Here is a 26,512-nt window from a genome sequence, read left to right on the forward strand (position 1 = left end):
ATGGGCCCCGGCTCTGCAGCGCACCGTCGAAGGGACGCTGCGCTGCGTCCGGGGCACGAGAGCGGTGTTCAACGGCACACATGATTGATCATCCTCGCGGCGCATGTCGCCCGAGCTTTGCTTCGTCGCTTCGCCCTCGATTGGAAAAGGGCGCAGGGAAGACCGGGTGCCGGCTGGCACCCGCGGTCCACTGTGCGAATCCTGCGTGACAAGAAGCTGCACAGCGGCATACAGGTGTAGCCAGGACATCCCGGCCTTCCCTGCGCAGTGGCTTTACGGCTTATGTCGTGCTCTCCCCGGGAGCGTTGCACTATTGCCCCGTCGCCTTGCGGATGACCGATGCGTGGGCCCGGTTGGGCCCTCCACATCACCGCAACACTTGACGCCAGACTGCGGGCGCCAGGACCACACGATTTTGCCGTACGCCGATCGCACCGGTCGTGTGCGCGAGGCGCCTTGCTCACGGTTGCCCGCCCTGCAAAACCCTTCGCGCCGATGTGACCCACGTCCACCGCCGCCCGGCCCGCGTTCGTGACGATCGCGATACGCCCCTCTTCCTTGGGCCGGGTTGAGGCGACACATACGCCGTTTCCGAATTTCGGTAAAGTGGAATATTTTTGCCGATCCGGGTCGACCCATGGATGGGGTGTTTTGCCCGACAGGTCGTCAAATTCTAGTAGGCCCAATTAGGCACCCCCTAGCCGGGCTACGGAAAGCCAACCTCTGTCTCCGGTGCGAACAACGCGGATCACCGGGAACGTGCACTGCCGGGCCGACTTGCTTCGCCCGGACTCCTTCTCGCGTGCCTTTCAATAGGTCACGGTTGCCCACAATAAGAACAACCGCGAGGACTTTAGATATGTAAAACTGTTTTAACTGACGGAGGCGATGATGCCGATCGATTTTACGCTGACGTCTTATCAGCGGCGCCTGCAACGGATGGCCCGCGAGTTCGCCAACGAAATCCTTGGTCCGCTGGTGAGCCCGGCCGACGAACATCCCGATCCGCAGAAGGCTTTCCAGTCGATCAAGGGCGCCTACGTCGAAAGCTACAAGCTCGGTTTCGCTACCGGGTTCATTCCCAAGAAGTACGGCGGCGGCGGCATCTCAAACGTCGATCTCCAGATCGTGGTAGAAGAACTTTGCGCAGTCGATCCCGGCTTCGCTACCATCCTGCTCGTGAACGGACTGGCCTTGATGCCGCTGGTCTGGTTCGCCAACGAACGGCAGAAGCAACGATGGCTGGTGCCCGCGACCAGCGATCCGCGCGGTGAATATTTGGCCGGATGGACCGTGAGCGAAGCAGCCGGGACCCCCGGGGGAACGGCGAATTTCGACGGCCCGGCATCCCTTCCCGCCGGCATCGCGTTGACCGCTGTGCACGACAAGAAAAACGGCGAGTACATCCTCAACGGACGAAAGCATTGGCCGGCAAACGCCGGTGGTTGGGATTTGCAGGGCGCAGACGTCAATGTCTGCATCGTTCGGACCACGCCCGAGGCTGAAGGATCTCGCGCGCTGAGCGCCATCATCATTCCACGCGGGACCCCTGGCGTCACCTACGAGCCGCCGATCAGCAAACTTGGGCACCGCATCTGTCAGAATAATTCCGTGGTTTTTTCGGACTGCCGTGTGCCGGAGGAAAACGCGTTCGCGGTTGGAAACGGCGATCTCGTCGTCAACAAGGCCTTTACCTGGTCGGGACCCGTGGCCGCGATCGCGTCCGTCGGTGTGGCGCGGTCCGCCTACGAATACGCGTTATCGTGGTCTAAAAAATACACCGGCGGAGGAGACAAGCCGATCATCAACCACCAGATCGTGGCCTACACGCTGGCGGAGGTCGCGATGAAGGTCGAGGCCGGACGCGCGTTCGCCTGGAAGGCGGCCCATTATCACGACCTTCACGACGCCAACGGTCATGCGATCGGCCCTATGTCGAAGGTGTTTTGCAGCGAAATGCTGTTCAACGCCGTGTTTCAGGCGATGAAGGTCGTGGGCGTCAACGCACTGGACAAATCCAATCCGCTCGGGCGCTATCTCCGCGAAGCCTCGGTTTTCCCGCTCTATGACGCCGGTAATGTCGGCATGCAGATGCGGAAGATCTGTGCGGTCATGGCCGATCCCGCCTTCGACCCGCGCTCTATCGCGGCCTCGGCCGCAACGCCCTTCGGAAAGCAGGCGCCCCCGCCAGATGCTCAAGCCGTCGGCAGGAACCTGAAGCGGCAGGCCTGACCGCCGCGCTGCATGCATTCCTGATGCTCGATAGGCGCGCCCATCAGGCCGGACAGAAAGCCGAGGTCGAATTGACAGACCTCGGTGTAATCCTTCGAAAGATCGTGGAATACGCAGTTCTTGCATTCGATGCGGGGAAGCTTCTCACCCTTGCCGGGGGACGTGACGCGGGCCGCGAATCCGGTCTCGTTCATGATCTTCACGATCTCGACGACGCGTTCGACCCGGGTCTTTCCCACCAGCCGGGGAATCGCCGCCGCCGACATGTCCACACCCAATTCGAACATGTAGGCGCCGAACTTCGACGCGCCGATCTTCTTGCGCAGGCTCTCGAACATGACGCGCGAAAACCAGGAATAGCGCTTCGGAAACAGATCAATACCGCTTTCGGTCAAGGTATATAGAAAGCGTGGCCGGCCTCCGCTCTTCGAAGACGTGTGCTGCACGTATCCGGAACGCTCCATCCCCGAAAGATGCTGCTTCACCGCACTGCGCGTGAGATCGACCTCGCCGGCGAGCTCGTCCACCGTCAGTCCGGCCTTGGCTTCCAGGAGTTTGGCCAGCAGCTTTTGCTGGGTATCGCCGACGATCACGCAAAGCCTCCAGTTACGGCTGCATCGCCAGATGTATCCGAAGAAACGGACCGGCGCTGCGTCAATTTCAATCACATCATGCACAAAACGCCGACAGATTGCACGCGCCAAAAGCGCTTTAGATACTTTAAACAGATTTACCTGCCTAAAGTATCTTCTTGTCGTTTTATCCCGACGCCCCATGATGGGAGCGTTGAAGCAGCCCGGCCGGCCTCGCCTCCAACGATCTGTAACGAGCAATCAACGGAGAACGCGAATGGCGATCGATTTCACGATGTCACCGGAGCAGCGGAAGATTCAGAAGTTTGCGCGGGAGTTTACGGAGAACATCCTCGCGCCTGTCATCCCGGCAGCCGACAAGGAGCCGGACCCCATGCTGGCCTACCAAAAGACCAAGGGCGCCTATATCGAGGCCTACAAGGCGGGCATCGCCATGGCCATGCTGCCAAAGCAATATGGCGGCGCCGAAATGTCGTGCCTCGACTACGTGATTGCTTGCGAGGAGATCACCTCCGTCGATCCCGGGTTCGCCTGTACCTGCCTCTGCAACGGCCTCGGCCTGATGCCGGTCCTGTGGTACGGCTCCGACCAACAAAAGAAGCGCTTCCTCGGCGAGGCGACGTCCGACCCGACCGGGACCTATCTGAGCGCCTGGACCGCCGGCGAACCGCCGGGCGGCACCGGCGGCACGGCGAATTTCGACAGCCCGCTGCCGAAGGCCGGAATCGGCATGACGGCGGTCAAGAAGGGCGACCGGTTCATCATCAACGGCAAGAAGAAATGGTCGTCCTCCGCGGGCTGGGACGGACTGGGTACCAACACCCAGACCGCGATCATCCGCACCGACAGCAGCGTCGGCGGCACGGAGGGATTGTCGGCGATCGTCGTTGAGCGCGGCACGCCGGGCATCACCTGGACGTTCCTCGACAAGGAAGGCCACCGCACCACGTCGAACGCATTTGTCGTGTTCGAGAATGCCGAGGTTCCTGTCGACAACCTGCTGCCCGGCGCCGCGGGGAACGGCGATCTCGTCATCAACCGCAACTTTGCCTGGTCTGGTCCGGTGGCGGCGATTGCCGCGGTCGGCGTAGCCCGGGCGGCCTACGAGGACGCGCTGAAATTCCTGAAGAGCAACACCGCTGGATCGCTCACCCCGATCATCCGCTTCCAGAATGCCGGCTACATCATGGGCGACATCGCCGCCAAGATCGAGTCCGCGCGTTATTTCGCCTGGCGGGCCGCCGACTACCTCGACAAGCACTCGCAGCACGCCGAACTCATCGGCGCAATGTGCAAGATCAATGTTACCGAAACGATGATCGATTGCGTCTACAAATGCATGCAGATTGTCGGCGTCAACAGCCTCAGCACGGAGTACAAGTTCGGCAAATATCTCCGGGAGGCTTCCGTATTGCCGATCTACGATGGCGGCAACATGGGAATGCAGCGCCGCCGCGTGCACGGCATCATCGCGGACGAGAACTTCAATCCGCGCGCAATCATGGACGACGACTTCGTCAAGTTCGACAAGTCGATGGAAGCCATCGACACAGTCGCCGATCCCCTGCCCAGAACGCGCGGAATCATGGAAGCTGCGGAATAGAACTTTCGGGACCGGCCTCTGGAAGGCCGGTCCCTTTTTTCCGCGAACGCCCCGCTACTCCGACAACCTTTCGATCACGAGATCAAGCAGCGCGCGCAGACGGGCGAGTCGCCTGAGGTCGCGGTGATAACCAACAAAGGTGTCGCGGCCGGGCGGCACCGTTCCGATGTCGAGCGCGACCAGACGGCGGTCGCGGTCGCCGAGCGGACGCGGCAACACGGCAAAGCCGTCGCCGCTGGCGCAAAGCTCGGCCTGCACCTGCCTGTTGTTGCTGCGCGAGGCGATTGCTGCATTCGGCAGCGCGCGCTTCAGCCAGACGGCGTCCGGCATGTCGGCGAACTCGGCATTCATGGTGACGACGCGGACGCTGCTGCCGTCGCCGGCGCGCGGCGGCTTGCTGCCCTTCTTGCCGTAAAGCGCGTAGGGAATGTGCAGCAGCTTTCTCGATATCACCTCGGGCTCGCTGAACGGCTTGATGCGGAAGACCAGATCGGCTTCGCGCCGCGGCAGACTGTAGAGCCGCGCATCGGTCAGGAGCTCCACCGTCACCTTGGGGTGGCGCTTGCCGAACGCGGCGATCACCGGCGACAGCATCACCGTCCCGAACCAGTCCGACGACGACAGGCGCAACAGGCCATCGAGCTGCGTCTCGGCACCGGAGACGTGGCGTTCCAGCGCGAGTGCCTCGTCCTCGATCCGCTCGGCATGGCGCAGCACGGCGGTGCCCTCGTCGGTCAGCACCAGGCCATCCGCCGTGCGCTGGAACAGCGTCTGGCCCAACGATGTCTCGAGGGCGCGAAGCCGCCGGCCCATCGTCGGCTGGGTCTGGCCGATCTTTCGTGCGGCAGCTCCGAGCGTGCCTTCGCGCGCAATTGCCAGGAAGATGCGCAGGTCGCTCCAGTCCATCGGACATCCCGCCATACAGAAATGTATGACCATCGTACATCCTTGTCTCTTCTCATGCAAAATTTCATGGGCATATTGAGCCGATCACGGAGCAAGACGATCATGACGAGACCATCGACGATGCGCGCCGGCGTCCTGGAGACCCACAACGCCCCCTTGCGCCTCTCAACCATTTCCATGCCAGAGATCGGCCCGCACGACGTGCTGGTGCGGGTGCGTGCGAGCGGGGTCAATCCGCTCGACACCAAGATCCATGCCGGCGCCGCGGCACATGCGCGCCATCCCCTGCTGGCGATCCCGGGAATCGATCTCGCCGGCGTGGTCGAAATGGCCGGGGGCGAGGTGACGCGGTTCAAGCCGGGCGACGAGGTCTACGGCATGACCGGTGGTGTCGGCGGCGTGCAGGGATCGCTGGCCGAATTCGCCGCGGTCGATGCCGATCTCCTCGCGTTGAAGCCCGCCAATCTCAGCATGCGGGAAGCGGCCGCCCTGCCCCTCATCGTCATCACGGCCTGGGAAGGCCTGATCGACCGGGCGGCGCTGAAGGCAGGCCAGAAGGTGTTGATCCACGGCGGTGCCGGCGGCGTCGGCCATGTCGCGATCCAGATCGCGCGCGCCTTCGGAGCGGAGGTGTTCGCAACCGGTTCGCCGTCGCAGCGCGCCACCATCGAGGGCTTTGGCGCGGTGTTCATCGATCGCGACAGTCCGCTCGAAGCCTACGTGACGCAGCACACCGACGGCCGCGGCTTCGACATCGTCTACGACACCGTCGGCGGCAAGGTGCTCGACGCGTCCTTCGAAGCGGTGCGCCGCTTCGGCCATGTGGTGAGCGCGCTCGGCTGGGGTACGCATGCGCTTGCGCCGCTGTCGTTCCGGGCGGCCAACTATTCAGGCGTGTTCACGCTGCTGCCGCTGCTGTCGGGCGAAGGCCGCGCGCATCATGGAGAGATCATGGCGGAGGCCACGCGCCTCGTTGAAGCCGGCAAGCTCGTGCCCCTGCTCGACGCCAGGCGCTTCACGCTAGAGAATGTCGGCGAGGCCTATGCGCTGATCAGGGACCGCGCCGCCAAGGGCAAGCTCGTCGTCGATATGTAAGGTGGGGGTTCGTAGCCCGGATGAGCGCAGCGATATCCGGGGTTCTCGCTTGAAGCACGAAGGTCCCGGGTATCGCTGCGCTCATCCGGGCTACGAAGGCTCGCTACAAGGCGCCCGCCGCTAATCCTCGCTGGCCGCGGCGGAGCGATTGCGCAGGTGGTAGGCCTGCGACAACAGGAAGAATAATGCGCGCTCGCCTTGATATTTGGCGGACGGCCGGGTGCGCTCGAAACCGTCGGCAAAGATCTTGCCGGACTGGTCGCACACTTGCCATCGCCAGCCAAACCGCTTGCGCCTGGTGAGGATCACTTCGAACATGCCGACGAGCTTGGCCCCTGCTCCTTGCCGGTCTGCCAAGGCATCCAAGCCCTCGCTCCGGCCTCCCCCATGAGACGGATGCCCGACATATAACCCAGCGGAGTGGAAAGAGAATAAAATTGATGATCGGAAATTCGTCTCTTGCACCGCTGTGACGAAGTCGCGATGGCGCAGGGAATAAGCTTTCGCCAGCGGTGTTTTCTTTAGCCCCACGAGGCGATCAGCTTGCGCTCGCGGTATTCAAAGCAGAACACAGGACGTTGACGGGGCACGAGCCCTTACTGACGAAGCCCCACGACTGATGTGGCGGTAACAGGAGACGCACGCTCGTGCGCTCAATGATAACTATCGTGCCGGGTATCAGGTCAGGTGTCAGGCTGCAGGCGGCACCGCCGCCAGGACCTTGGGCGCGAGGACCCTAGCGCGCAACGACCTCGACTTCGCCGTCGACGCCGTTGACGACGTTGAAGCCGCGCTCGTAGACCTTGCCCTCGTTCTTGGCGATGGCGCGGTATTCGCCTTCGGAGAGCACCACGCGCGGGAAGGCGCCGATCGATTCCTTGATGACGTCGCCGCCGGGGGTCAGCACCGACCAGGCGGTATTGGCGAGCGCCTCGCCGCCTTTGTCGCTGACCAGCTTGAGCGTGATCACGGCAGCGCGGTGGGTGATGGTGACGTCGGTGAGCTTGCTGGCCTGGACGCGGATGTCGGAGCGTACCACCGAATTGGCGTCGCCATAGTTGGAGATGATGTAGTAGGTGCCCTCCGGCAGCAGCACGACGTCGCCGGCGGCGACGTTCGGCACCAGCGAGGCGCGCTCGCCGGATTCGAACTGGCTGCCCTTGTAGATCGCGAACGAGATCTGGTTCTGCGGAATGCGGGTGGTGCCGACCCGGCCCTCAATCCGCAGGCCCCCGGCCGGCAGCACGAAGGATTCGCGGTCGGTCTCGGCCTTCAGGCTGACGGTGCGCACCGCGCTGACGAGGCCGAACGCGACGTGCACGACGTAATTGCCGGGCGGCAGCACGATGTTCGGGGTGGCGCTGCGGTCCTCGCGGATCAGCTTGAAGGTTCCGTTCTCGTCGGGACGGTCGGCAAACACGCGCCAGACCAGGCCGCTGGTGATCGCCGGAGAATCCTTGCCGTATTTCGCGGTCAGCGACAGCACGCCCTGTCCGGGCACGGCTGCGTTGAGCGGGGCGGCCGGCGGCACGGTCGTGACCGCGGGCGGCGGCATGCTGGGGGTCGTCGGCTGCATCAGGGTCGGCGGCAGGCTCGGGGGGCCGGCGCCGGGACCGGAGGGCGGCGCCAGGCTGACGGCGCCGCCGGGGTCGGGCACCGAAGCCGGCGGCACCGGCGGCGGACGGTCCGAAAAAAGCTGGGCCTGCGCAGCGGTTTGGCCTGAGGCAACGAGGCACGCGACAAGGATCAGCACCGGCGCCAGCCTGCTGCTGCGCCGCCGTCCGATGATGCCGTCACCCCCGCGTGTCATACCCCCTGCTTTTCACTGAAAACGCGGCAAATTCAAGCCTCTGAAACCCCAGGAAATACGGGCACACGCGATCGATGGAACCCGGTTGACGCCTGCGTGATTACACCAGAGGCAACCGTCTCCCGCCATACTCCTGCCCCGAGCCCTTTCCAAAGCGGCATAAACCATGCTTCGCGCCTGATATGGCGGAGCGCAAAGGCGGTGCCTAGTCTGAGGGTGCAGGCCCCGTGGGAGAGTTTCGGTGCTGGATAGATTGAAGGGTCGAGGCGCGAACGGCTCGAATGGCGAAAAGATCGGCCTTGGCCCCACCCGCCGGCCGGTCATCGGCCTCGCCCTCGGTGGCGGCGCCGCGCGCGGCTTTGCCCATATCGGAATCCTCCGGACCCTGCTCGCCAACGGCATCGTTCCCGACGTCGTGGTCGGCACCTCCATCGGCGCCGTGGTCGGCGGCCTCCATGCGGCCGGCCGGCTCGAGACGTTCGAGGAGTGGGGGCGCAGCCTGCAGGGGATGCGCAACATCCTCGGCTATCTCGACATCCGCCTCAACGGCTCCGGCCTACTCGGCGGCGAGAAGCTGGCAAGCCGCCTCGAGGATGCGGTTGGGCAGGCCCTGATCGAGGATCTCCCGGTCAAGTTCGCGAGCGTCGCGACCGAAGTCCGCACCGGCCACGAGATCTGGCTGACCCATGGCCGCGTGGTCGATGCGATGCGCGCGTCCTATGCGCTGCCCGGCATCTTCCAGCCTATGCTGGTCGGCGATCGCTGGCTGGTCGACGGCGCGCTGGTGAACCCGGTGCCGGTCTCGGCCGCCCGCGCGCTCGGCGCCGAAATCGTCATCGCCGCAAATCTTTCCAGCGACATCTTCACCCATTCCACGACGATCTATTCGCACGGCGCGATGCCCGCACCCGTCGCCCCGGAGGCCGAGGAGACGACGGCCAAGCGGCGCTTTCCGCGGCTCTTCTCGGCCGAGAAAGCCATGAAGCGCGAGTTTTTCGGCAGCGCCGGGCGCCCGGGCATCTCCTCGGTGATGGTTGATGCCTTCAACATCATGCAGGACCGCATCACCCGCGCCCGCCTCGCCGGAGATCCGCCGGATCTCTTGATCTCGCCGCGGGTCGGCCAGTTCGGCTGGTTCGACTTCCATCGCTCCGAGGACCTGATCGCCCACGGCGCGCGCGCCGCCGAACGCGCGCTGGAGTCGATCCAGGAGGCGATCGACGTGCTGGCGCCGGCGCCCGCGGGCCACGCGCCCAAGGCCGAGGAATAAGGCGGAAGACCAAGGCAGGCGCGTCAGGCCGTCTTGATGTAGTCGCGCAGGGCTTCCTGCTCGGATTCGTATTCCTGGACCCGGCGCTTGACGATGTCGCCGATCGAGATCAGGCCGACCACCTTGCCGTTATCGATCACGGGCAGATGGCGGAACTTGCCTGATGTCATCATCTCCATGAGTTCGGCGACCGTGTCGGTTTCCTTGCAGGTCACCACCTTGCGGGTCATGACCTGAGCGACCGGCTCCTCCAGCGCGCTGGCGCCGCGCTCGCCGAGAACGCGAACGATGTCACGCTCGGACAGGATGCCCTCGAGCCGGCTCTGGTTCATCACCAGCACCGCGCCGATCTTCTTCTCACCGAGCAGCTTGACCGCTGCAGCCAGCTTCGCGTCGGGCTCGACGCTCATGATCTGGTGGCCCTTGGTGTTGAGAATGGAGCGTACCGTCATTGTTGCCTCCCTGAATCGGACCCGTCCGCCTTTTGGCGATTCGGACTTGTTCTTCGAGTCTTCAACTAACAGTTTTGTTTGGCGCCGGTTTCACGTGCAGGCGCTTTTCGAGGCAGCGCAATTGGCGCTTTGTCGCTTCGAACATTCTTCCCGTAAATGATGGATGAGTTCGGGCCGCGCCGCAAGCGCCGCTTCAGATACGGTCTGAAACGTCCTGTGATGACGCATCCGCAGCATCGTTTCGCATGCGCGGCACCGGATCGAACAGCGCGAACAGCAGCAGGCCGGCGAAGAAGCCGCCGATATGCGCCTGCCACGCCACGCTCGTGGTTTCGGAATCGACGCCGATGGCGCCGACGCCGAAGATGATGTTGACGCCGAACCACACGGCGAGGAAACCGACCACCCGCCCGTCACGCAACGCGCGCGACAGCGGCAGCGCCGGAACCCTTGCCGCGGTATCGGCGTCCGCCCGGTTGAACGACAGGAAGCTGCCGCGGACGAAGGCGAAGCGGATCGCGGCCGCCATCGCGCCCGACACCGAGGCCGAGGCGCCGATCATCGGCGCCACCGCATGCTCATGGGTGACGAGATGGGCGACCGCGCCGGCCGCCGCCGTCACCGCCAGGAACAGGAAGAATCTGACCGCGCCGAACCGCCGCGCCAGCGCGCTGCCGAACGGCAGCAGCCACAGCACGTTGAAGCCGAGATGGGTCAGGTTGGCGTGCAGCAGCGAATAGGTGACGAAGCTCCAGACCTTGGCGCCGGCGCCGCCCGGGATCTCCAGATTGAGCAGCGAAGAATCGTACCGCTTGGGGATGAAGCCGAAGACGTCGATGGTCCAGTTCTCGAGCTCCGGCGGCAGCAGCACCCGCAGATGGATCACCGCCAGCAGGACGATATAGGCGGTCAGCGCGAACGGCAGCGTCAGGATCGGCTCGCGTGGAGCCTCCTCATGGACAGCCTCTTGGGCGACCGGGAGGCCGGGCTGAGAGTCCTGCGGCGGTGAATCGTGCGGGGAATCCAAGGCAGTTCGCTTTCAGGCGCGATCGGAGCGATCCGTCTGCAGATAGTCGCCTTTGCCGGCCCAGCGCAAGTGCACAAAAGGAAAAGGCAGGGCCCTGGGAGGCCCTGCCTGTCCGTGTCGGCCTTCCGGTGCCGGAGGAATGAAGGTGTATCCCCACCCCTCCCCGCGGCCCGTGACCAAACTGTTTGACGCCCTGTGTACAGGCCCCGCCGAGAACCTGGATGAAAGCGGCGAGGCTTGCGACCGAGATCACCATAGCAGCGCGGCGCGAGGCGCAAAGGCCATAGTTAATTTAACGTTAACGACGCAAAGACCGCCTTAACGGGGGCGAAAACGGCCTCCCGGCATGGACGCTGCAAATCCCCTCCTGCACAACAACACAGGGATCGCGGGTGCACTGAAGCGGGACAGCTCTGTCCCTTCGAGGTTGCGCCCCGGGATAAGCGTTCAGACATGAAACATCCGTCGAGCCGCGCGTTCTTCGCGTATTGGGACAACAAGCGCGGCGCTGCACGGGCCCCTGACCGGGCCGACATCGATCCGGCCGCGGTCCGCGGCCTGCTCGGCGATATATTCGTGCTGTCCTGCGAGCCCAATCTCGGCTTTCCGTTCCGCGTCGCGGGCACGCGCGTCTGTGCACTGGCGGGACGTGACCTCAAGGACCAGAGCTTTGCGGCGCTGTTCGTTGACGCGAGCCGCGGCGAGATCGAGGAGATCACCACCGTTGTCGCCGACGAGGCGCTGGGTGCGATCGCCGGCGTCACGGCCACGCGAGAGGATGGCAGCAAGGCCTATCTCGAACTGCTGCTGCTGCCGTTCAACGCCCGCCCGCACACGCCGGTGAGCGTGACGGGCGTGCTCGCGCCGTTCGACGACGAATGCGGCGCGCTCTCGACCTTCACCCTCACCTCCTGGCGCTATCTGCACCAGCCGGAGAAACTGCTGCCGCGCGCGATCCGCAAATTGCAGATCGCACGCGGGCTGATGGTGTATGAGGGGCTGAGATAGTCGCCCGCTCTCACGGCATCGCCAGATGCCATGCACCGTTCAGAAAACCATCGCCGGTGATATCGCCGGGCTTCTGGTCCTTGGCGAAGGTGTAGAGCGGCTTGCCCTTGTAGGCCCACTGCTTCGAACCGTCGTCGCGCGTGATGACGGTGTAGCCGTCGCTCGCGGCATCGCTCGCCTCGGCCTTCAGCACCGGCCAGTTCGTCGCGCACGGACCGTTGCAGGCGGACTTGCCGTCCGCGTCCTTGTCGAAGGTGTAGAGCGTCATGCCCTTGGCGTCGGTGAGTACGCTGCCCTTGTCGGTCTTGCCCGTCTTGGTCGGCGGCGCGGCAAAGGCGGCGGGAACGATCGCGAGCGAGAGTGCCAGCGTCAGAGCGAGGCGGATCGAGGACGTCATGAGTTCTCCTGTCATGCAATTGGCTTGCATGGGTAGGACGCCGCCCGCGGTCCGGTATTCCTGACGGCGCGGCAAAGATATTTTTCGCTGCGCACGACAAGGCGGTGGAATAAAGTGGGATCGACATGAGCAAGCCGCATTGGCGTCCCGCCCACGCATCCGACCTGCCCGCGATCAGCGCGATCGCGGCGCGGATTCATCCCGATCTTCCCGAAAGCCCGGCAGTGCTCGCCGAGAAGATGCGGCTCTCTCCCGACGGATGCCGCGTGCTCGTTGCCGGCGACGAGATCGCCGGCTATGGGCTTTCGCATCCCTGGAAGCGGCACCGGATCCCGCCGCTCGACGGCTTGCTCGAACGACTGCCTGAGGATGCGGATTGCCTCTACGTGCACGACGTTGCGGTGTTGCCCGACTTTCGCGGCGGCGTCGCGCGCCCCTATGTTGCTGATGTCGAGCAGCTCGCGCGCGCGTCAGGCATCACAACGCTCGCGCTGGTCTCGGTCTACGCCACGCAGCCGCTGTGGCAGCGTCTCGGCTTTCGGCCCGTCACGGCGGATGCGGCGCTGCGCGCAAAATTCGCCTCCTACGGCGAGGGCGCGACCTACATGCTGCGCGACCTCGCTGCGACGTAACGTCCCTTCCCGCCTCACGCGGGCGTGAACCGCCGCCTCGAACCGGGTTGGATCAGCCCCCGTCGAAGGTGTGTGCGAGCCCTTCCGGTCTCGCCGAACCGAGGCTGGAGACTATCCATGAAACTCACATTGTCGAAACTTGCTTTCGTCGCATGCGTTGCGACGGCTGCGTTCACCGCGACCAGCGCCAACGCGGCGCAATACCGCACCTATGGCTGCGACACCGCCTTCTTCGAAGGCTGCGGCATCGTGGTCGAGACGCCCAACGCGCCTGGCAGAAGCCGCCCGACCGTCACCCATCACGACACCTCGCCGATCTACATGAAGCAGACCGATCCTCGTTACAGCTCGTCGATGCGTGATGGCGGTGGCGGCGGTGGTGGTGGTGGCGGAGGTGGTGGTGGTGGCGGCGGCGGCGGCCGCTGAGCCCACCTGACGATGCAGATGATGCCGCCGGTGCAATCCGGCGGCATCATTGTCGCCTGCGCTGAACGGCGCCGGTTCAGCCGCGATGCTTTTTCTTCTTCGGCTTCTTTCCAGGCGCGCCCTTCGCGGGCCACGGCATGACCGACGGCTCCGCGTGACCCGGCTTGTTCTTGTGCTTCTTCTTGCCGAAAGAAGACGGAGCATCATCGAATTTCGGCCCGCGCTCGCCATGAGGCTTGCTGCGCGGCTTGAACTCACTCTTGTCGCGCGGACGATCGTCGCGACGTTCGCGATGATCGCTGTCGCGGCTCTCGCGCCGGGGCGCCTGGGACCGCTCCTCCACAGGGGCCTGCTGCTGCGGCGCGCCCGCCATCGGCTCGAGGCGGATATTGTCTTCCTTGTCAGGACGCTTGATCTTGACGGCGAAGGACTCCGCGACCCGCTCGGAAATCTCGAACTCGGTCGTGGTGTCCATGATCTTGATGGCGCCGATGTCGCCCTTGTCGATGCCGCCACGGCGGCAAATCATCGGCAGCAACCAGCGCGCTTCCGCATTCTTGCGTCGTCCGATGTTGGCGCGGAACCAGACGGTGGCCTCTCCCATGCCGTGACGGGCCGAGGATTTGCCTGGTTTCGATCGCGGCCCCGCAGGGCGATCGTCGTCGCGTGGGGCGCGGCCATCGTCGCCGCGCGGCGTGCGAACATTGTCGCGACCGCGATCGTCACGCGGCCGGCCAGTGCGCTCGCCGGGATCGAGGATGTCTTCGGGCGACGGCAGCCGTGCGCGATAGAGCCGCGCCAGCGCAGCGGCAATGTCCTCGGCCGACCGCTCGGCGAGCAGCGCCTGGGCCAGCACCAGATCGTCGGCCGTGGTCTCCTCGGTGAACAGCACGTCCTTCATGCGTTCGTGGTCGAGCTTGCGGATCTCCTCCGCCTGCGGCGCCGTGCCCCAGTTCGCGTCGACCCCAGCCAGATTGAGCAGCAGCTCCGCGCGACGCCGCCGGGCGGGCGGCACCAGCAGCACGCTCGTGCCCTTGCGTCCGGCGCGCCCGGTGCGGCCCGAGCGGTGCTGCATCACTTCGGCGTCGTTGGGCAAATCGGCATGAATGACGAGGTCGAGGCTCGGCAGGTCGATGCCGCGGGCAGCAACGTCGGTCGCGACACAGACGCGGGCGCGTCCGTCGCGCAGCGACTGCAGCGCCATGGTCCGCTCGTTCTGCGTCAATTCGCCCGACAGAGCGACCACGGAGAAACCGCGCTCCAGCAATGCCGCCTGCAAATGCCTGACGTGATCGCGCGTGCTGCAGAACACCAGCGCGCTCGGCGCCTCGTAGAAGCGCAGCACGTTGACGACGGCATGCTCGGCATCGGCGGGCGCGATCCGGATGGCGCGGTACTCGATGTCGGCGTGACCGCCTTCGTCGCCGGCGACCTCGATCCGGAACGCCTGCTGCTGATATTGCTTGGCGAGCGCGACGATGCCGCGCGGGAACGTCGCCGAGAACAGCAGGGTGCGGCGCGTCTCCGGGGTGGTCTTGAGGATGAATTCCATATCCTCGCGAAAACCGAGATTGAGCATCTCGTCGGCCTCGTCGAGCACGACCACCTTCAATTCGGAGATGTCGAGGCGGTTACGCCGCAGATGATCGCACAACCGGCCGGGCGTCCCGACGACGATGTGGGCGCCTGCCGCAAGCTCGCGCTGCTCGCGGCGCGGATCCATGCCGCCGACGCAGGAGACGACGCGCGCGTCCGCATGCTGGTAGATCCAGGAGAGTTCGCGCTGAACCTGCATCGCGAGCTCGCGGGTCGGCGCCACGATCAAGGCGAGCGGCGCGGCCGCCCGCCCGAAGCGCTCGGCATCGCCAAGCAGATCCCTGGCCATGGCGAGGCCATAAGCGAGGGTCTTGCCGGAGCCGGTCTGGGCCGAAACCAGGAGGTCGCGGCCGGCGGCTTCGTCCGCGAGCACGGCGAGCTGAACGGGGGTCGGTGAATCGTAATTCCGCTCAGCCAAAGCGCGGGCGAGCGGCGGGGTCAGGGCCGGAAAAGACACGGGATGGAGAACCTTGGTTAATTCAGGCGCGGAGGCGGTGAGCCGAGGGGCCTGAGCTGCGTGCGCGGCAATAGGCCCGGCCGCACGCTGATTTGATCTGGGCGCTCTTTACGCCAAGTGCCCGGAAATCACCATGCCTATGATGCATGGCTTGCCGAAGAGAGCCGCGCCCTGGAGGTTGCAGAGGATTTTTGCGACTACCTTGATTAACATCGGCACGGCCGGTCTGGCGGCAACCGAGCCGGAATGGATGGGGACCACAACGATGCGACTGGCAGTCATTTCCGATATCCACGGCAACCTTGCGGCGTTGGAGGCCGTGCTCGCCGACATCAAGGCGCGCGGCGTCGATCACACCGTGAACCTCGGCGATTGCGTCACCAGCCCGTTGTGGCCGAGAGAGACCTTCGAAGCGCTGCAGTCGCTGGCGTTGCCGACCGTGCGCGGAAACCATGATCGCTGGATCGAGGAGTTTCCGGACGACAAGCTCTCGCCGGCGGGTCTATTTGCGCGTCGCGCATTGACGGCGGAGCAACGTCTCACGCTGCACAGCCTGCCGTCCCAACTGCGGCTGGACGATGGGATCCTGGCCTGCCACGGCACGCCCGAGAACGACACGACGTGCCTGCTGGAGGAATCGCTCGACGACGGCCGCTTCGTGCCGGCACGCCGCGACGTACTGGCAGCACGCCTCGCGAGCGAGCCGATGGCGCGCGTGGTACTGTGCGGCCATAGCCACCGCCAGGCTGCGGTGAATGGCCCCCGCGATTGCATGGTTCTCAACCCGGGCAGCGTTGGTTGCCCCGTCTTCGCGGACATCCCGTTTGCCGCAAGCCTCGAGTACCGCTCGCCTCACGCCCGATACGCGATCCTCACCAAGAGAAACAGGGGCTGGCAGGTCGAGTTGCTGGCCCTCGAATATGATTGGGAGGCCGCATCGGCGCGCGCGCTCGCCAACAACCGGCCTGAATGGGCGCAGGCGATGCTGTCAGGATACGTCAAATAGCGGCTGTCGAGAGCTTTGCGCTACGTGGCGGCAAGCAAGCGCGCGACGCGGACAAGGACGGCTTGTCATCTCCGCCACGCCATCCCAGATCATGCCCACGAGGAGAGCAAGGGTGACACATGACAGGTAGCATATCGCTTGCCGACAAGCTCGCGACCTTCAGCGACTACTGGTCGCCGCGCACGGTCACGACCTTCAACGATTGCGACGTGATGGTGGTGAAGGTGAAAGGCGAGTTCACCTGGCACAAGCATGACGACACCGACGATTTCTTTCTGGTCCTGAAAGGCAATCTGGAGATCGAATTGCGGGATCGCACGGTGAGGCTGGGTCCGGGCGAACTCTATGTCGTGCCGAAAGGCGTCGAGCATCGTCCCGTGGCGCGCGAGGAGGTTCACCTGATGCTGATCGAGCCGACCGGCACGCCGAACACGGGCGACAAGGCGACCGCGGCAGCCCGCAAGCTCGCGTAGCAGGGTATCGCGGCCGGGTAGCCCTCAGTCGGCCGTCGGGATGAAGCGAAGCGTGCCTGCCTGACGCGTCGGCTTGCCGGTGTCATTGGTGTGATTGACGCCGTCCATGACGGGCACCTCTGCGAAATCGAACGGGCTCACCCCATCCAGGCAGGCGACATTGACGGCGTAGAGGGATTGGTCGGACCGGCGCTGGTGGTGGGTGTAGATTCCACAACGGGAGCAGAAGAAGTGCTGCGCCGATCCGGTTTGGAAGCGGTACGTCGTCAGCGCCTCCTCGCCCCGCAGGAACCTGATCCCGCCCATGGCCGCCATCGCAACGACGGCGCCCCGCATTCGGCAATAGGAGCAAGTGCAGCGGCGGATCGACTTGAAGCCGTCGCTAAGTGTCACCTCGAAGCGCACCGAGCCACAATGGCACTGGCCTGCTCGAACGGTCGCGTCACTCGTCATGGTCCGTGTGTACCCCGATCCAGATCACGTCCACGCCCGGCTCGGGGCGCACTGGACTGTCTTAGCGGGGATCGAACGAGATGTAAGACAAATTCGCGCAACCCTTCAATTCCGAGAGGTCGCCAGCCTGCTGAAGCCGTTGACCAGTCTTGTTCTTGCCCGCGCAACACTGTCCCTCACCGCGCGGCTCACGGCCCGGATGGCGCGCCAGGCGTCCGTCTCCTGCAGCCAGGCCTTCGCCGCGGCGTATTTTCCGTAAGCCCAGGCAAAGGCGGGAATGCGCATCAGCTTGTCGCGCGTGAGGTGAAACAGGCGCTCGACCAGCACCAGCTTGAGCAATTCGCCAACGATCAAGACCATCGCTCCGCTCAGCACCTGGCCGGTCGCAGTGAGGTACGCAGCAACCGGCTTGACCGGCTCCAGAATGATCACGGGCACCAGGAACAATGCAAGCGACGCATATGGCGAAAGCGATTTGATCCAGGCGCTCAAACGCCTGAATTCAGCGTGCCGCCCGATCCAGCGCGCGATCGGCGCCGCCACGGCCATGAAGACCGCATCCACCAGGAAGTAGATCGCAGCCAGGATATAGGTGATCGGTCTCAGGATTTGCTTCACGGCATCTCTCCCGCAGAGTGAAAGCCGGAACCTGGGCCTAAGTTTCACCTCCGCGTGGATAGTTCGAGGCAGCCGGCGGGAACTTTTCCGGGTCGGCGTCTCAGATCTCGGCATAGATCTCCAGCAGATTGCCGTCGGGATCGCGGAAGAACAGCGTGCGGTGGCCGAAGGACTGGTTGGTGGGCGGTGACACCAGCGCAACGCCTTGCCGGACGAGTTCGTCGGCGCACGCGTCGACCTCGGCGGCGGATACCTTGAAAGCCAGTTGCAGGGAGGCCGTGCCATACGGCACCGGTGCATCGGCGGCGGTCCGACCCGGCTTCGCCAGGGCGAGCGTGTTGCTGCCGAGGCCATACTCGATCCAGTTCGGCGACAGTTCGCGCAGCAGGGGAAAGGCGAGCACGTCCTCATAGAAGCGGCGCATCGCGGCCATGTCGCGCACGAAGATGACGGTGTAGTCGATCGCGCGGATGGCGTTGAAGGGAGAGCGCCGGGTTGGTTCGGGTGTCTGATCGTTGGTCATCGCGTCCTTCATACTTCGGCTCGTAGCCCGCATGAGCGAAGCGACATGCGGGAAGACTTCAGCCAAGGCCCGGATGTCGCTTCGCTCATCCGGGCTACAAAATCACTCCACCAATTCCGGCCACGGCACGATGGTCGACTTCACCGTCTTCATCGCCATCGCGTCCTTCACTGCCTGCGCGACGCCTTCGTCCGTGAACGGATAGATCGTCTGCATCTTCAGCCAGGGATATTTGTCCCGGGTGCGGTAGAGCATGTCGACGCCGAGCGGGAGGTCGTTGCCGGTGAAGCCCCAGGAGCCCAGCACGTTGAGATCCTTGGTGCAGATGCGATGCCAGGAGGTCTCGATCGAGCCGGCGTCGGTGAACTGGCCCATCTCCACATAGGTGCCGCCGTCACGCAGCATCTCGATGCCTTCGGGGCCGGCGGTAGGGTGCCCCGAACAATCCATCACGAGATCGGCGCCGAAGCCGCCGACGATCTCGCGGACGCGCGCGATGCGCCCCTCGGGTGACTTGATCTCCTCGATGTTCACGGTCGCCTCCGCACCGAACTCGCGCGCAAGCTTGAGCCGCGGCTCCTCGGGGGCGCCGACGCAGATCACGCGCCCTGCCCCCATCTCCCTGGCGGCTGCGACCGCCAGAATGCCGATCGGACCGGAGCCCTGGATCACCACCGTGTCGCCCCAGGTAAAACCGCCGGCACGGCTGGCGCGGTTGAAGGCGCGGATGCACGATGTCAGCGGTTCGGACAGTGCCCCTAACCGCAGCGACATGTCGTCGGGCAGCTTGTAGATCTTGGTGCCCGGCAGCATCTCGAGATCGACATAGACATATTCGGCCCAGCCGCCCCACATGTGCGGCGCCTTGTCGAAGCCGAGATAGCGGCCGTAATAGACCGGCGTCAGGCACTTGTTAGCGGTTTGCGGGTAGTGGATGCAGTAATAGCACTGGCCGCATGGCATCAGCGGCGGGATCATCACTTTTGATCCGACCCCGAGCGGCTTGCTCATGAAGTCCTCGGTGAATTCCTCGCCGCACTCGACGATGACACCGCCGATCTCGTGGCCGAGCGTGAACGGCCAGGGCAGCGGCTTCGGCCAGTGTCCTTTGAGAATGTGCAGATCGGTGCCGCAAACGCCGCAGGCGCCGACCTTGATCAGCGCAGCCTTGCGGCCGACCTTCGGCCAGGGCACGGTTTTGATGACGGGCTCCGAGCCCGGCCCTGCATGGGTGCATACGCGAATGGATTCCATGGCTATTTCCTCGATGCCCGTCTGTTCTGATTGATGGGTGCGGGCGTGAGGTGAAGCGTATGTGAGATGTACGGTCGTGCCAAGGTGGCAGTCTAATAGTGCGCATGAGCAAAGTGACATTTGGGACAAGCGGTCCGGGGTTATCGCTTCGCTCATCCGGGTTACGGTGCAGCTACACACTCAGTCGTCATCCTGAGGTGCGAGACGTGCGACGCGTAGCGTCGCGCGGGGAGCCTCGAAGGATGAGCTACAGGCGCTTGCTGCCCATCCTTCGAGGCTCGCTTCGCTCGCGCCTCAGGATGACGGCGGTGCGTGTGGCAGCAGTGCATGGCGACTATCCCACCCAACTGCCTTGAGCGTTCAGCGCTGAGCGTGTAAGGCGCCGATAGTCTCACCCTAGGTCATGCCCCTTGAATCCCCTGCCCCAAGATCCCGCCGCTGCGTCCGGCTCGTTCGCGGCGATGAAGTCGGGGCCGTACCGGCTCCAGTTTGGCTCTTACGTGCTGGCGATGATGGCCGACAACATCGAGCATGTGATCAGCTATTGGGTGGTGTTCCAGAAATTCCATTCGCCGGCGCTGGCGGGCTTTGCGGTGCTGTCGCACTGGCTGCCGTTCCTGCTGTTCTCGGTCGCGGTCGGCGGCCTTGCCGACCGGTTCGACCCGCGCCGCATCATCCAGTGCGGCATGCTGCTGTTCATCGTGGCATCGAGCGGATGGGGCTTCTTCTTCCTCACCGACACGATCCAGATGTGGCACGCGATGCTGCTGCTGGTGATCCACGGCTGCGCCGGCGTGCTGTGGCAGACGCCGAACCAGTTGCTGCTCTACGACCTCGTCGGCCCCGCCGATTTGCCGAGCGCGGTGCGGCTCAACGCGATGGCGCGCTATCTCGGCATCCTGGTCGGACCTGCGGTGGGCGGAATCATCATGCTGACGCTCGGCACCTCGCACGGCATCATCTTCAACACGCTGTTCTATCTGCCGATGCTGCTCTGGCTGTTCTGGGCACCCGTGCGGGACAGAAGCGTGGCGGCGCGGCGCTTCGCGGTGCGAGGCCTTGCCGACATCGTGCTGACCATCCGCGCCATCGGCACCCAGCCGACCCTGACGGCGATGACCTGGCTTGCCGGCCTCACCTCCTTCATGATCGGCAACGCCTATCACGCCCAGATGCCGGGCTATGCCGGCGATCTCGGCCATGGCGATCCCGGTGTCTCCTACAGCGTGCTGCTCGCGGCCGATGCGGCCGGCGCGGTGCTCGCCGCCATCGCGCTGGAATCCTGGGGACGCCTCAAGGGCACGCCGCGCACCGCGATCCTGCTTGCGATGCTCTGGAGCGTGGCGCTGCTCGGCTTCGCCACGGTGCGGATCTATCCGGTTGCGATTGTGCTGCTGTTCTGCGCCGGCTTCTTCGAGCTGTCGTTCAACACCATGGCGCAGGCGCTGGTGCAGCTGAATGCGCCGCACGACATTCGCGGCCGCGTGGTCGGTCTCTATAATATGGCGGGGCTCGGGATGCGGGCGTTCAGCGGCATCACCGTCGGGGTCGCAGGCGCGGCGATCGGCATCCACTGGTCGCTGGGGCTGTCGGCTGCGGTGCTGCTGGCGCTGCTGGTTCTGCTCTATGGTCGAGCGACGAGAAAGGCGGCCGGTTGACTCTCGCCCCTGCCCACCGCACCTTCGACACAGGGCATGGGGAGATCAGGCGTTGCGCAATCGCTGGTGCATTCTTGCGATCCTGTTCGTCGTTCGCCTCACCATTGCATTCCAGTTCCAGAGCGTGGCCGCGGTGGCGCCGCTGCTGCAGCAGACTTTCGGCGTCGGGCTCGCCGACATCGGCATCCTGATCGGACTCTATTTCACGCCCGGCATCGTGCTGGCGCTGCCCGGCGGCGCGATCGGGCGAAAGCTCGGCGATAAATCCACGACCATTGCGGCGCTGCTGCTGATGACGGCAGGCAGCCTCGTCATAGCCGCCACCGATATCTGGGGCTTGCAGATGGCAGGCCGGCTCGCCTCCGGCGCCGGCGGCGTGCTGCTGACGGTGCAGCTCACCAAAATGGGCGCCGATTGGTTCGCCGGAAGGGAGATCGCAACCGCGATGGCGATCTTCGTCAATTCCTGGCCGGCCGGCGTTGCGATCTCGCTGCTGGTGCTGCCGGCGATAGGCACCGCGTACGGCGCAGGCGCCGTGTTCCTGACAACGGGCGCACTGAGTGCGATCGGCATCGTGCTAATCCTGTTCTACCAGCCGCCGCCAGCGACGACAGCCAGCGCGGCCGGCTCCGGCCGGCTCGATCCTCTTGCGCTGCTGGCGGTGATCGTCGCGGGCACGATCTGGGGCCTCTATAATGTCGGCTTCGCCATGATCTTCTCGTTCGGCCCCTCGCTGCTCGTCGAGCGCGGCTGGAGCATTGCGGCGGCGGGCTCGGCGATCAGCCTCGTGATGTGGCTGTCGGTGATCTCGGTGCCGTCAGGCGGATTTCTCGCCGATCGCACCAAGCACCCCTTTGTCTTGGCAATCGCGGCGAGCCTCGTGGTGGCCGGCCTGCTCGCCTGGCTGACCCGGTCCGATGCCGTGATTGCGATCCTCGTCCTGGGCGGCCTGATCGGCGGCCTGCCCGCCGGCCCGATCATGAGCCTGGCCGCCCGGGTGCTCGCGCCGCAGACGCGAGCGATCGGAATGGGCGTGTTCTACACGCTGTTCTATGCGGCGATGATGCTGGGGCCGGCCGTGGCAGGACGGCTTGCCAAGTCGGCCGGGACCGCGGCGGTCGCGCTCGACCTCGGCGCGTTGGCAGTGCTGGCCTGCCCGCCGCTGATGTGGCTTTTCGAACGCATTGTGTCCGTCCGTGACCGCCGCACCCAATCCTAACGCGGCATTAACCCTATGCACCTTAGGGTCGTCCCCGGACTCCGCCAGGCGGGGGGTCGGGTTGTGAAAATGGCGTTGGCGAACAAAAAATTTCTTCCGGCCGCCGAAGAGCGTCGGCGTTTCCAGCGGGTCAAGGTCCACCTGCTCGGCCGCTACATGCTGCCGGATCGCCGTGAATTCCCCTGCCAGGTGATCAACATGTCGCCGGGCGGCCTCGCGCTGCTCGCCCCCGGCATCGGCAATGTCGGCGACCGCGTCGTCGCCTATCTCGACCATATCGGCCGCGTCGAGGGCAAGATCACCCGCATCATCGACAACGGCTTCGCCATGACGGTCGGGGCGACGCCGAGGAAGCGCGACAAGCTCGCGGCACAGCTGACCTGGCTCGCCAACCGCGACATCCTCAACCTGCCGGAAGACCGCCGCCACGACCGTATCGTGCCGCGCAACCCGATCGCGGTGCTGACGCTCGAGGACGGCACCAAGATGACCTGCCGCATCATCGACCTCTCCCTGTCCGGCGCGGCTATTGCCGCGGAGAACCGGCCGCCGCTGAAATCGACGGTTCTGCTCGGCCGGGTCCAGGGCCGCGTGGTCCGAAACCTCGAAGACGGCTTCGCGCTCGAGTTCGTCCACGCGCAGCCGATCGAGACACTCGAAGAGAGCGTTACCGCGCGGTAAAGCGCCTGCACGCCAAATCCCACGTATTTCCAGCCCCGAAGGCGGCCTCCGCAATGCGGACGCCGCCTTTTTCATGCGTGATGACAGGCCTCGCGCCGGTTAACGCGCGACCCGTTTGCGCACAGAAAGTGCGGTTCCGCCAACGTTTCCGCGTTAATCGATAAAACTTGAATCAATTGCAGTTGCTTCAAATTTTATGAGAATTCGATTCAAGTATAGATCGAATTCGCCGCGCCTTTTACTTGTATTCGTCTCGACTTGACTTGGCTGACTTAGCGGCAACGCAAAAGCTCCGTGCGAAATGTGGTCCCAACAAGAAACGGGGGCCGCAATGTTTGATTTCAAGGGACAGGGGAAAGGGCTGGCACTGGCTGCCATGCTCTTCGGGATCAGCGCGGCAGCGCAGGCCGGCGAAAGCCGTCTGCTCTACGCGAGCCTCGGCGACACCACGCGTGCGCCGATCGGCTGGGTCGAGTTCTGCGCGGACAATACCGCTCAGTGCCAAAGCGCGCCGACGCAGCCGCGCGACATCGTGATGTCGCAGGCCGCATGGCGCGACCTCGTCAAGGTCAATCGCTGGGTCAACGAGACCGTCAAGCCTTTGACCGACCAGGAGCACTGGGGCGTGATCGAGAAATGGTCGCTGCCGACCGACGGTTACGGCGACTGCGAAGACTACGTGTTGTTGAAGCGCAAGATGCTGATCGATGCCGGATGGCCCCGCCAGGCCCTGCTGATCACCGTCGTGCGCGACAAGAAGGGCGAAGGACACGCGGTGCTGACGGTGAAGACCGACAAGGGCGAGTTCGTTCTCGACAATCAGAACGAGAACGTCGTTGCCTGGACGGAGACCGGCTACCGCTTCGTCAAGCGCCAGTCGCAGAGCGATCCCAACGTCTGGGTTTCGCTGGGCGATACCAAGCCGGCGGTCTCCACCGCCAGCGCGAGAGATTAAGAACGAGACAAGGAGTTACGCGACCCGGTCACATCCCCACCCCTCCCCGTCCCAGACCGGTTCGCGCGCGCCCAGCCATCCCCCAATGGCTGGGCGCAACTTTTTTGGGGGTCTTCAATCAGCCCTGCGACGACCACGGCACGCGCGCGGCGGTGAAATCACGCCAGGTGCCTTGCAAGGCCGGCCTGACGCCGATCGATGCACGCGCCTGCCAGCCGGCGATCGCGGCGGCAGCGATGGCGCCGTCGGGCTCGGCTCCGAGCCCGTCGAGCAGCGAAGCCGTGACCGCCATGTCGTTGAAGGCGCCGAGCTCCTCCTGCAAACCGGCGAGCCTGCGGGCAAATTTCCGCGCGGACTTGCGATCGGCAAACAGCGGCAGCAGGAACTCGCTGAGATAGCGCAGCCGCTTCGTCGCGAGCCGCACCCGGTGCAGTTCGTCCATCGTGAGCGACTTGAAGCGGCGGCCGCGCTTGAGCACCTTGGCGTGCTGCTCCGAGAGAATGCGCTGCGCGAAATTGACGGCGGGCTCGGCGAGCCGGCCGAGATCTTCAGCAGCGACATCGTTGCGCCAGCCCCGTGTCTCGATCCAGTTGCCGAGACCGATCAGGAACATGGCGCAGCGGCGGTCGTCGAGCGCGTGATGCGCCTTGCCATAGGCGTCGGACTGGCGCTTCGCCGCAGCCCGGCCGAGAGCATCGAAACCTGCGATGGAAGGGCATGCTTTCGCGATCGTCGGCAAGGTCTCGAACTGGAACACATCCCAGTCGCGTGCGGCGGACAGGTCTTGCGCCAGCCAGCGCGCCTCCGATCGCAGCGCGTCGAGATTGCTGAGCGCGCCGACCGAGCGCATCAGGCCGAGCGCCGATCGGATCCGGCGCAGCGCGACGCGCAGCTGATGCACGCCTTCCGGATTGCGCCCGTCCTCGGCCGCCGGCAGCGACTGAAGCAGATGCAGGAAGCAGGAGCGCAGGATCGTCGCGAACGCCTCGTCGAGCGTCACTGACGGATCGAGGCGAAGTTTTCGGGGGCGTCGTGCCGCGGGCGGCGTGCGGGCGGCAAGGTCGAATCCGCGCGCCGATTTGCTGCGGATGGACGGCTTCACCGCGCCGTGCTCGGCCAGCCGCAAGGCGACCTCGAAGATCGTGCTCGCGCTGCCGCTCTTGAGCTCCAGCTCGATCTCGCTCACCGGCAGCGATCGATCGCTTGCCGTCAGCGCGCCATGGTCGAAGGCGACCTCGACCGTGCCGGACGGCAGCTCGATCATCCGCGCGTGGCGGTGGATGTCGGCGGCGAAGACGGCTTCGAGCGGCCGCGCTTCGAGACGGCTGCGAAGCTTCTCCGGAATGAAAGGCATCGCCAGAGCGCGATCGGGCGCCAGCGAGGCCACGCGCGCCTCCCACTCGCCGCGGCGCAGCGGATCGTCCGTAGCCTCGGTCTTCACCGTTTGCACGAAGCGCGCGCCGCTCTGGCGAACGCGCAGGCTGAGGCCGTTGCGCCGGAGCATCCGCTCGGGCGTGTCATAGTAAACGGATCTGAGATGCTTTCGCGAACCCTTGTTGCGCGCATTGGCGGCGATGATTGGTGCGGCGTTGAAATGCGCCATGCGATCGGCATCGACCAGCAGCTTGAGCTCGATTTCATGGGAATGGGCGGCAACGCCCGACTGCGTCGACTCCGGCGCGGGCGAGGCATCTGGCGATGGCGTCTCATCACTCACGGCGCCCTCGACGATCGCAGGCTCAGCCGGTTCAATCTGCCTGAGGAAGCCGGCTACGACTTGCGTCCTCTTGTTGTCCTTCGGGACAGCATTCCCGTCCGGCGCGCTCGGGGTTTTGCGAGCCGGTGTTGTGTCTGATTTCAGCATTTGCGGTAACATGACAGTTCAATGACAGAGCGGCAGCATATAGCCGGTCAGGCCCGCAAGGAATAGTTACATGACGTCGCGCCGCGTGATCGTCGACTGTCATAATTCGCAGCAAGGTTGCGAACTACGTTGCAGTAGAGATTCGCGGGCGATCGAATTGATGGCGAATCGCGTTGTTCTCGAAACCGAAATGAACGCGTTCGCGAGCTTGACTCATGCTGGCCGAGAAATTCTTTCTGGTTCTGGAGACGCTTAGAAGTCACGCGTCCGACGACAGACCCGCGATTGTGACAAGCGCCGCGCC

At 64.7% G+C, this 26,512-nt stretch carries 26 protein-coding genes; 13 read left to right on the forward strand and 13 right to left on the reverse strand.

Going from position 1 to position 26,512, the window contains the following annotated elements:
* Nucleotides 1-888: 888 nt before the first annotated feature.
* On the forward strand, nt 889-2,232 hold the full coding sequence (locus tag CIT40_RS21430) for an acyl-CoA dehydrogenase family protein (protein WP_244611821.1): 1,344 nt from the start codon (nt 889-891) through the stop codon (nt 2,230-2,232).
* On the opposite strand, the gene CIT40_RS21435 is transcribed toward CIT40_RS21430, so the two are convergent.
* Nucleotides 2,196-2,936: a helix-turn-helix transcriptional regulator gene (locus CIT40_RS21435; protein ID WP_244607429.1), complete on the reverse strand. Its 741-nt coding sequence runs from the start codon at nt 2,934-2,936 to the stop codon at nt 2,196-2,198. The two genes, CIT40_RS21430 and CIT40_RS21435, sit on opposite strands and share 37 nt — an antisense overlap.
* 145 nt (nt 2,937-3,081) lie before the next feature.
* Here CIT40_RS21435 and CIT40_RS21440 point away from each other — a divergent pair, with 145 nt between their 5' ends.
* Nucleotides 3,082-4,428 (forward strand): acyl-CoA dehydrogenase family protein, encoded by a 1,347-nt coding sequence (locus CIT40_RS21440; RefSeq protein ID WP_094895493.1) that lies wholly within the window; start codon nt 3,082-3,084, stop codon nt 4,426-4,428.
* Nucleotides 4,429-4,482: 54 nt separating this feature from the next.
* Here the strand turns inward: CIT40_RS21440 and CIT40_RS21445 are convergent, their stop codons facing one another.
* Entirely contained in the window at nt 4,483-5,334 is an 852-nt protein-coding gene (locus tag CIT40_RS21445) for a LysR family transcriptional regulator (protein WP_094895494.1), read from the reverse strand.
* A gap of 102 nt (nt 5,335-5,436) precedes the next feature.
* On the opposite strand from CIT40_RS21445, the gene CIT40_RS21450 reads away from it, so the two are divergent.
* Entirely contained in the window at nt 5,437-6,429 is a 993-nt protein-coding gene (locus tag CIT40_RS21450) for a zinc-dependent alcohol dehydrogenase family protein (protein WP_167443367.1), read from the forward strand.
* Between the two features lie 120 nt (nt 6,430-6,549).
* On the opposite strand, the gene CIT40_RS21455 is transcribed toward CIT40_RS21450, so the two are convergent.
* Nucleotides 6,550-6,960, reverse strand: a complete 411-nt coding sequence (locus tag CIT40_RS21455) for a hypothetical protein (protein WP_244611822.1) — start codon at nt 6,958-6,960, stop codon at nt 6,550-6,552.
* Between the two features lie 205 nt (nt 6,961-7,165).
* Nucleotides 7,166-8,239, reverse strand: a complete 1,074-nt coding sequence (locus tag CIT40_RS21460; RefSeq protein ID WP_094895496.1) for a hypothetical protein — start codon at nt 8,237-8,239, stop codon at nt 7,166-7,168.
* Nucleotides 8,240-8,480: 241 nt separating this feature from the next.
* On the opposite strand from CIT40_RS21460, the gene CIT40_RS21465 reads away from it, so the two are divergent.
* Nucleotides 8,481-9,509, forward strand: a complete 1,029-nt coding sequence (locus CIT40_RS21465) for a patatin-like phospholipase family protein (RefSeq protein WP_094895497.1) — start codon at nt 8,481-8,483, stop codon at nt 9,507-9,509.
* Nucleotides 9,510-9,532: 23 nt separating this feature from the next.
* On the opposite strand, the gene CIT40_RS21470 is transcribed toward CIT40_RS21465, so the two are convergent.
* Together CIT40_RS21470 and CIT40_RS21475 are read right to left on the reverse strand one after the other, a co-directional pair.
* A complete protein-coding gene (locus CIT40_RS21470; protein ID WP_094895498.1) occupies nt 9,533-9,961 on the reverse strand; it encodes a CBS domain-containing protein in 429 nt (142 codons plus the stop codon).
* Between the two features lie 193 nt (nt 9,962-10,154).
* Nucleotides 10,155-10,988, reverse strand: a complete 834-nt coding sequence (locus tag CIT40_RS21475) for a rhomboid family intramembrane serine protease (protein ID WP_094895499.1) — start codon at nt 10,986-10,988, stop codon at nt 10,155-10,157.
* Nucleotides 10,989-11,441: 453 nt separating this feature from the next.
* Here CIT40_RS21475 and CIT40_RS21480 point away from each other — a divergent pair, with 453 nt between their 5' ends.
* Complete coding sequence (locus CIT40_RS21480) at nt 11,442-11,996, forward strand: PAS domain-containing protein (protein ID WP_094895500.1); 555 nt, start codon at nt 11,442-11,444, stop codon at nt 11,994-11,996.
* 10 nt (nt 11,997-12,006) lie between these two features.
* Here CIT40_RS21480 and CIT40_RS21485 read toward each other — a convergent pair whose 3' ends face one another.
* Nucleotides 12,007-12,393, reverse strand: coding sequence for a COG4315 family predicted lipoprotein (locus CIT40_RS21485; protein WP_162307602.1), 387 nt, complete (start codon nt 12,391-12,393; stop codon nt 12,007-12,009).
* A gap of 125 nt (nt 12,394-12,518) precedes the next feature.
* Between CIT40_RS21485 and CIT40_RS21490 the strand changes: the two genes are divergently transcribed.
* Both CIT40_RS21490 and CIT40_RS21495 read left to right on the forward strand, forming a co-directional pair.
* Nucleotides 12,519-13,025, forward strand: coding sequence for a GNAT family N-acetyltransferase (locus CIT40_RS21490; RefSeq protein WP_094895501.1), 507 nt, complete (start codon nt 12,519-12,521; stop codon nt 13,023-13,025).
* Nucleotides 13,026-13,142: 117 nt separating this feature from the next.
* A complete protein-coding gene (locus tag CIT40_RS21495) occupies nt 13,143-13,451 on the forward strand; it encodes a hypothetical protein (protein WP_094895502.1) in 309 nt (102 codons plus the stop codon).
* A 76-nt stretch (nt 13,452-13,527) separates the two neighbouring features.
* Here CIT40_RS21495 and CIT40_RS21500 read toward each other — a convergent pair whose 3' ends face one another.
* Entirely contained in the window at nt 13,528-15,504 is a 1,977-nt protein-coding gene (locus CIT40_RS21500) for a DEAD/DEAH box helicase (protein ID WP_094895503.1), read from the reverse strand.
* Between the two features lie 265 nt (nt 15,505-15,769).
* On the opposite strand from CIT40_RS21500, the gene CIT40_RS21505 reads away from it, so the two are divergent.
* Complete coding sequence (locus CIT40_RS21505; protein ID WP_094895504.1) at nt 15,770-16,510, forward strand: metallophosphoesterase family protein; 741 nt, start codon at nt 15,770-15,772, stop codon at nt 16,508-16,510.
* A gap of 119 nt (nt 16,511-16,629) precedes the next feature.
* Nucleotides 16,630-16,983, forward strand: coding sequence for a cupin domain-containing protein (locus tag CIT40_RS21510; RefSeq protein WP_094895505.1), 354 nt, complete (start codon nt 16,630-16,632; stop codon nt 16,981-16,983).
* A gap of 24 nt (nt 16,984-17,007) precedes the next feature.
* Here CIT40_RS21510 and CIT40_RS21515 read toward each other — a convergent pair whose 3' ends face one another.
* The 4 genes from CIT40_RS21515 to CIT40_RS21530 form a co-directional block, all read right to left on the reverse strand.
* The gene (locus tag CIT40_RS21515) at nt 17,008-17,436 is read right to left on the reverse strand and encodes a GFA family protein (protein ID WP_094895506.1); all 429 of its coding nucleotides are present in this window, start codon (nt 17,434-17,436) and stop codon (nt 17,008-17,010) included.
* A 105-nt stretch (nt 17,437-17,541) separates the two neighbouring features.
* Nucleotides 17,542-18,054, reverse strand: coding sequence for a hypothetical protein (locus CIT40_RS21520; protein WP_094895507.1), 513 nt, complete (start codon nt 18,052-18,054; stop codon nt 17,542-17,544).
* Between the two features lie 100 nt (nt 18,055-18,154).
* A complete protein-coding gene (locus CIT40_RS21525) occupies nt 18,155-18,577 on the reverse strand; it encodes a VOC family protein (RefSeq protein ID WP_094895752.1) in 423 nt (140 codons plus the stop codon).
* A gap of 102 nt (nt 18,578-18,679) precedes the next feature.
* Nucleotides 18,680-19,831, reverse strand: coding sequence for a zinc-binding dehydrogenase (locus tag CIT40_RS21530; protein WP_094895508.1), 1,152 nt, complete (start codon nt 19,829-19,831; stop codon nt 18,680-18,682).
* A gap of 461 nt (nt 19,832-20,292) precedes the next feature.
* Here CIT40_RS21530 and CIT40_RS21535 point away from each other — a divergent pair, with 461 nt between their 5' ends.
* The 4 genes from CIT40_RS21535 (at nt 20,293) to CIT40_RS21550 (ending at nt 24,344) form a co-directional block, all read left to right on the forward strand.
* Complete coding sequence (locus CIT40_RS21535; protein ID WP_094895509.1) at nt 20,293-21,489, forward strand: MFS transporter; 1,197 nt, start codon at nt 20,293-20,295, stop codon at nt 21,487-21,489.
* 52 nt (nt 21,490-21,541) lie between these two features.
* Nucleotides 21,542-22,708, forward strand: coding sequence for an MFS transporter (locus CIT40_RS21540; protein ID WP_094895510.1), 1,167 nt, complete (start codon nt 21,542-21,544; stop codon nt 22,706-22,708).
* A 69-nt stretch (nt 22,709-22,777) separates the two neighbouring features.
* A complete protein-coding gene (locus CIT40_RS21545) occupies nt 22,778-23,389 on the forward strand; it encodes a PilZ domain-containing protein (RefSeq protein ID WP_094895511.1) in 612 nt (203 codons plus the stop codon).
* 331 nt (nt 23,390-23,720) lie between these two features.
* Entirely contained in the window at nt 23,721-24,344 is a 624-nt protein-coding gene (locus tag CIT40_RS21550) for a transglutaminase-like cysteine peptidase (protein ID WP_162307603.1), read from the forward strand.
* A 118-nt stretch (nt 24,345-24,462) separates the two neighbouring features.
* On the opposite strand, the gene CIT40_RS21555 is transcribed toward CIT40_RS21550, so the two are convergent.
* Complete coding sequence (locus CIT40_RS21555) at nt 24,463-26,208, reverse strand: CYTH and CHAD domain-containing protein (protein WP_094895513.1); 1,746 nt, start codon at nt 26,206-26,208, stop codon at nt 24,463-24,465.
* Between the last annotated feature and the right edge of the window lie 304 nt (nt 26,209-26,512).

The organism is Bradyrhizobium amphicarpaeae (assembly GCF_002266435.3).
Classification (GTDB): domain Bacteria; phylum Pseudomonadota; class Alphaproteobacteria; order Rhizobiales; family Xanthobacteraceae; genus Bradyrhizobium; species Bradyrhizobium amphicarpaeae.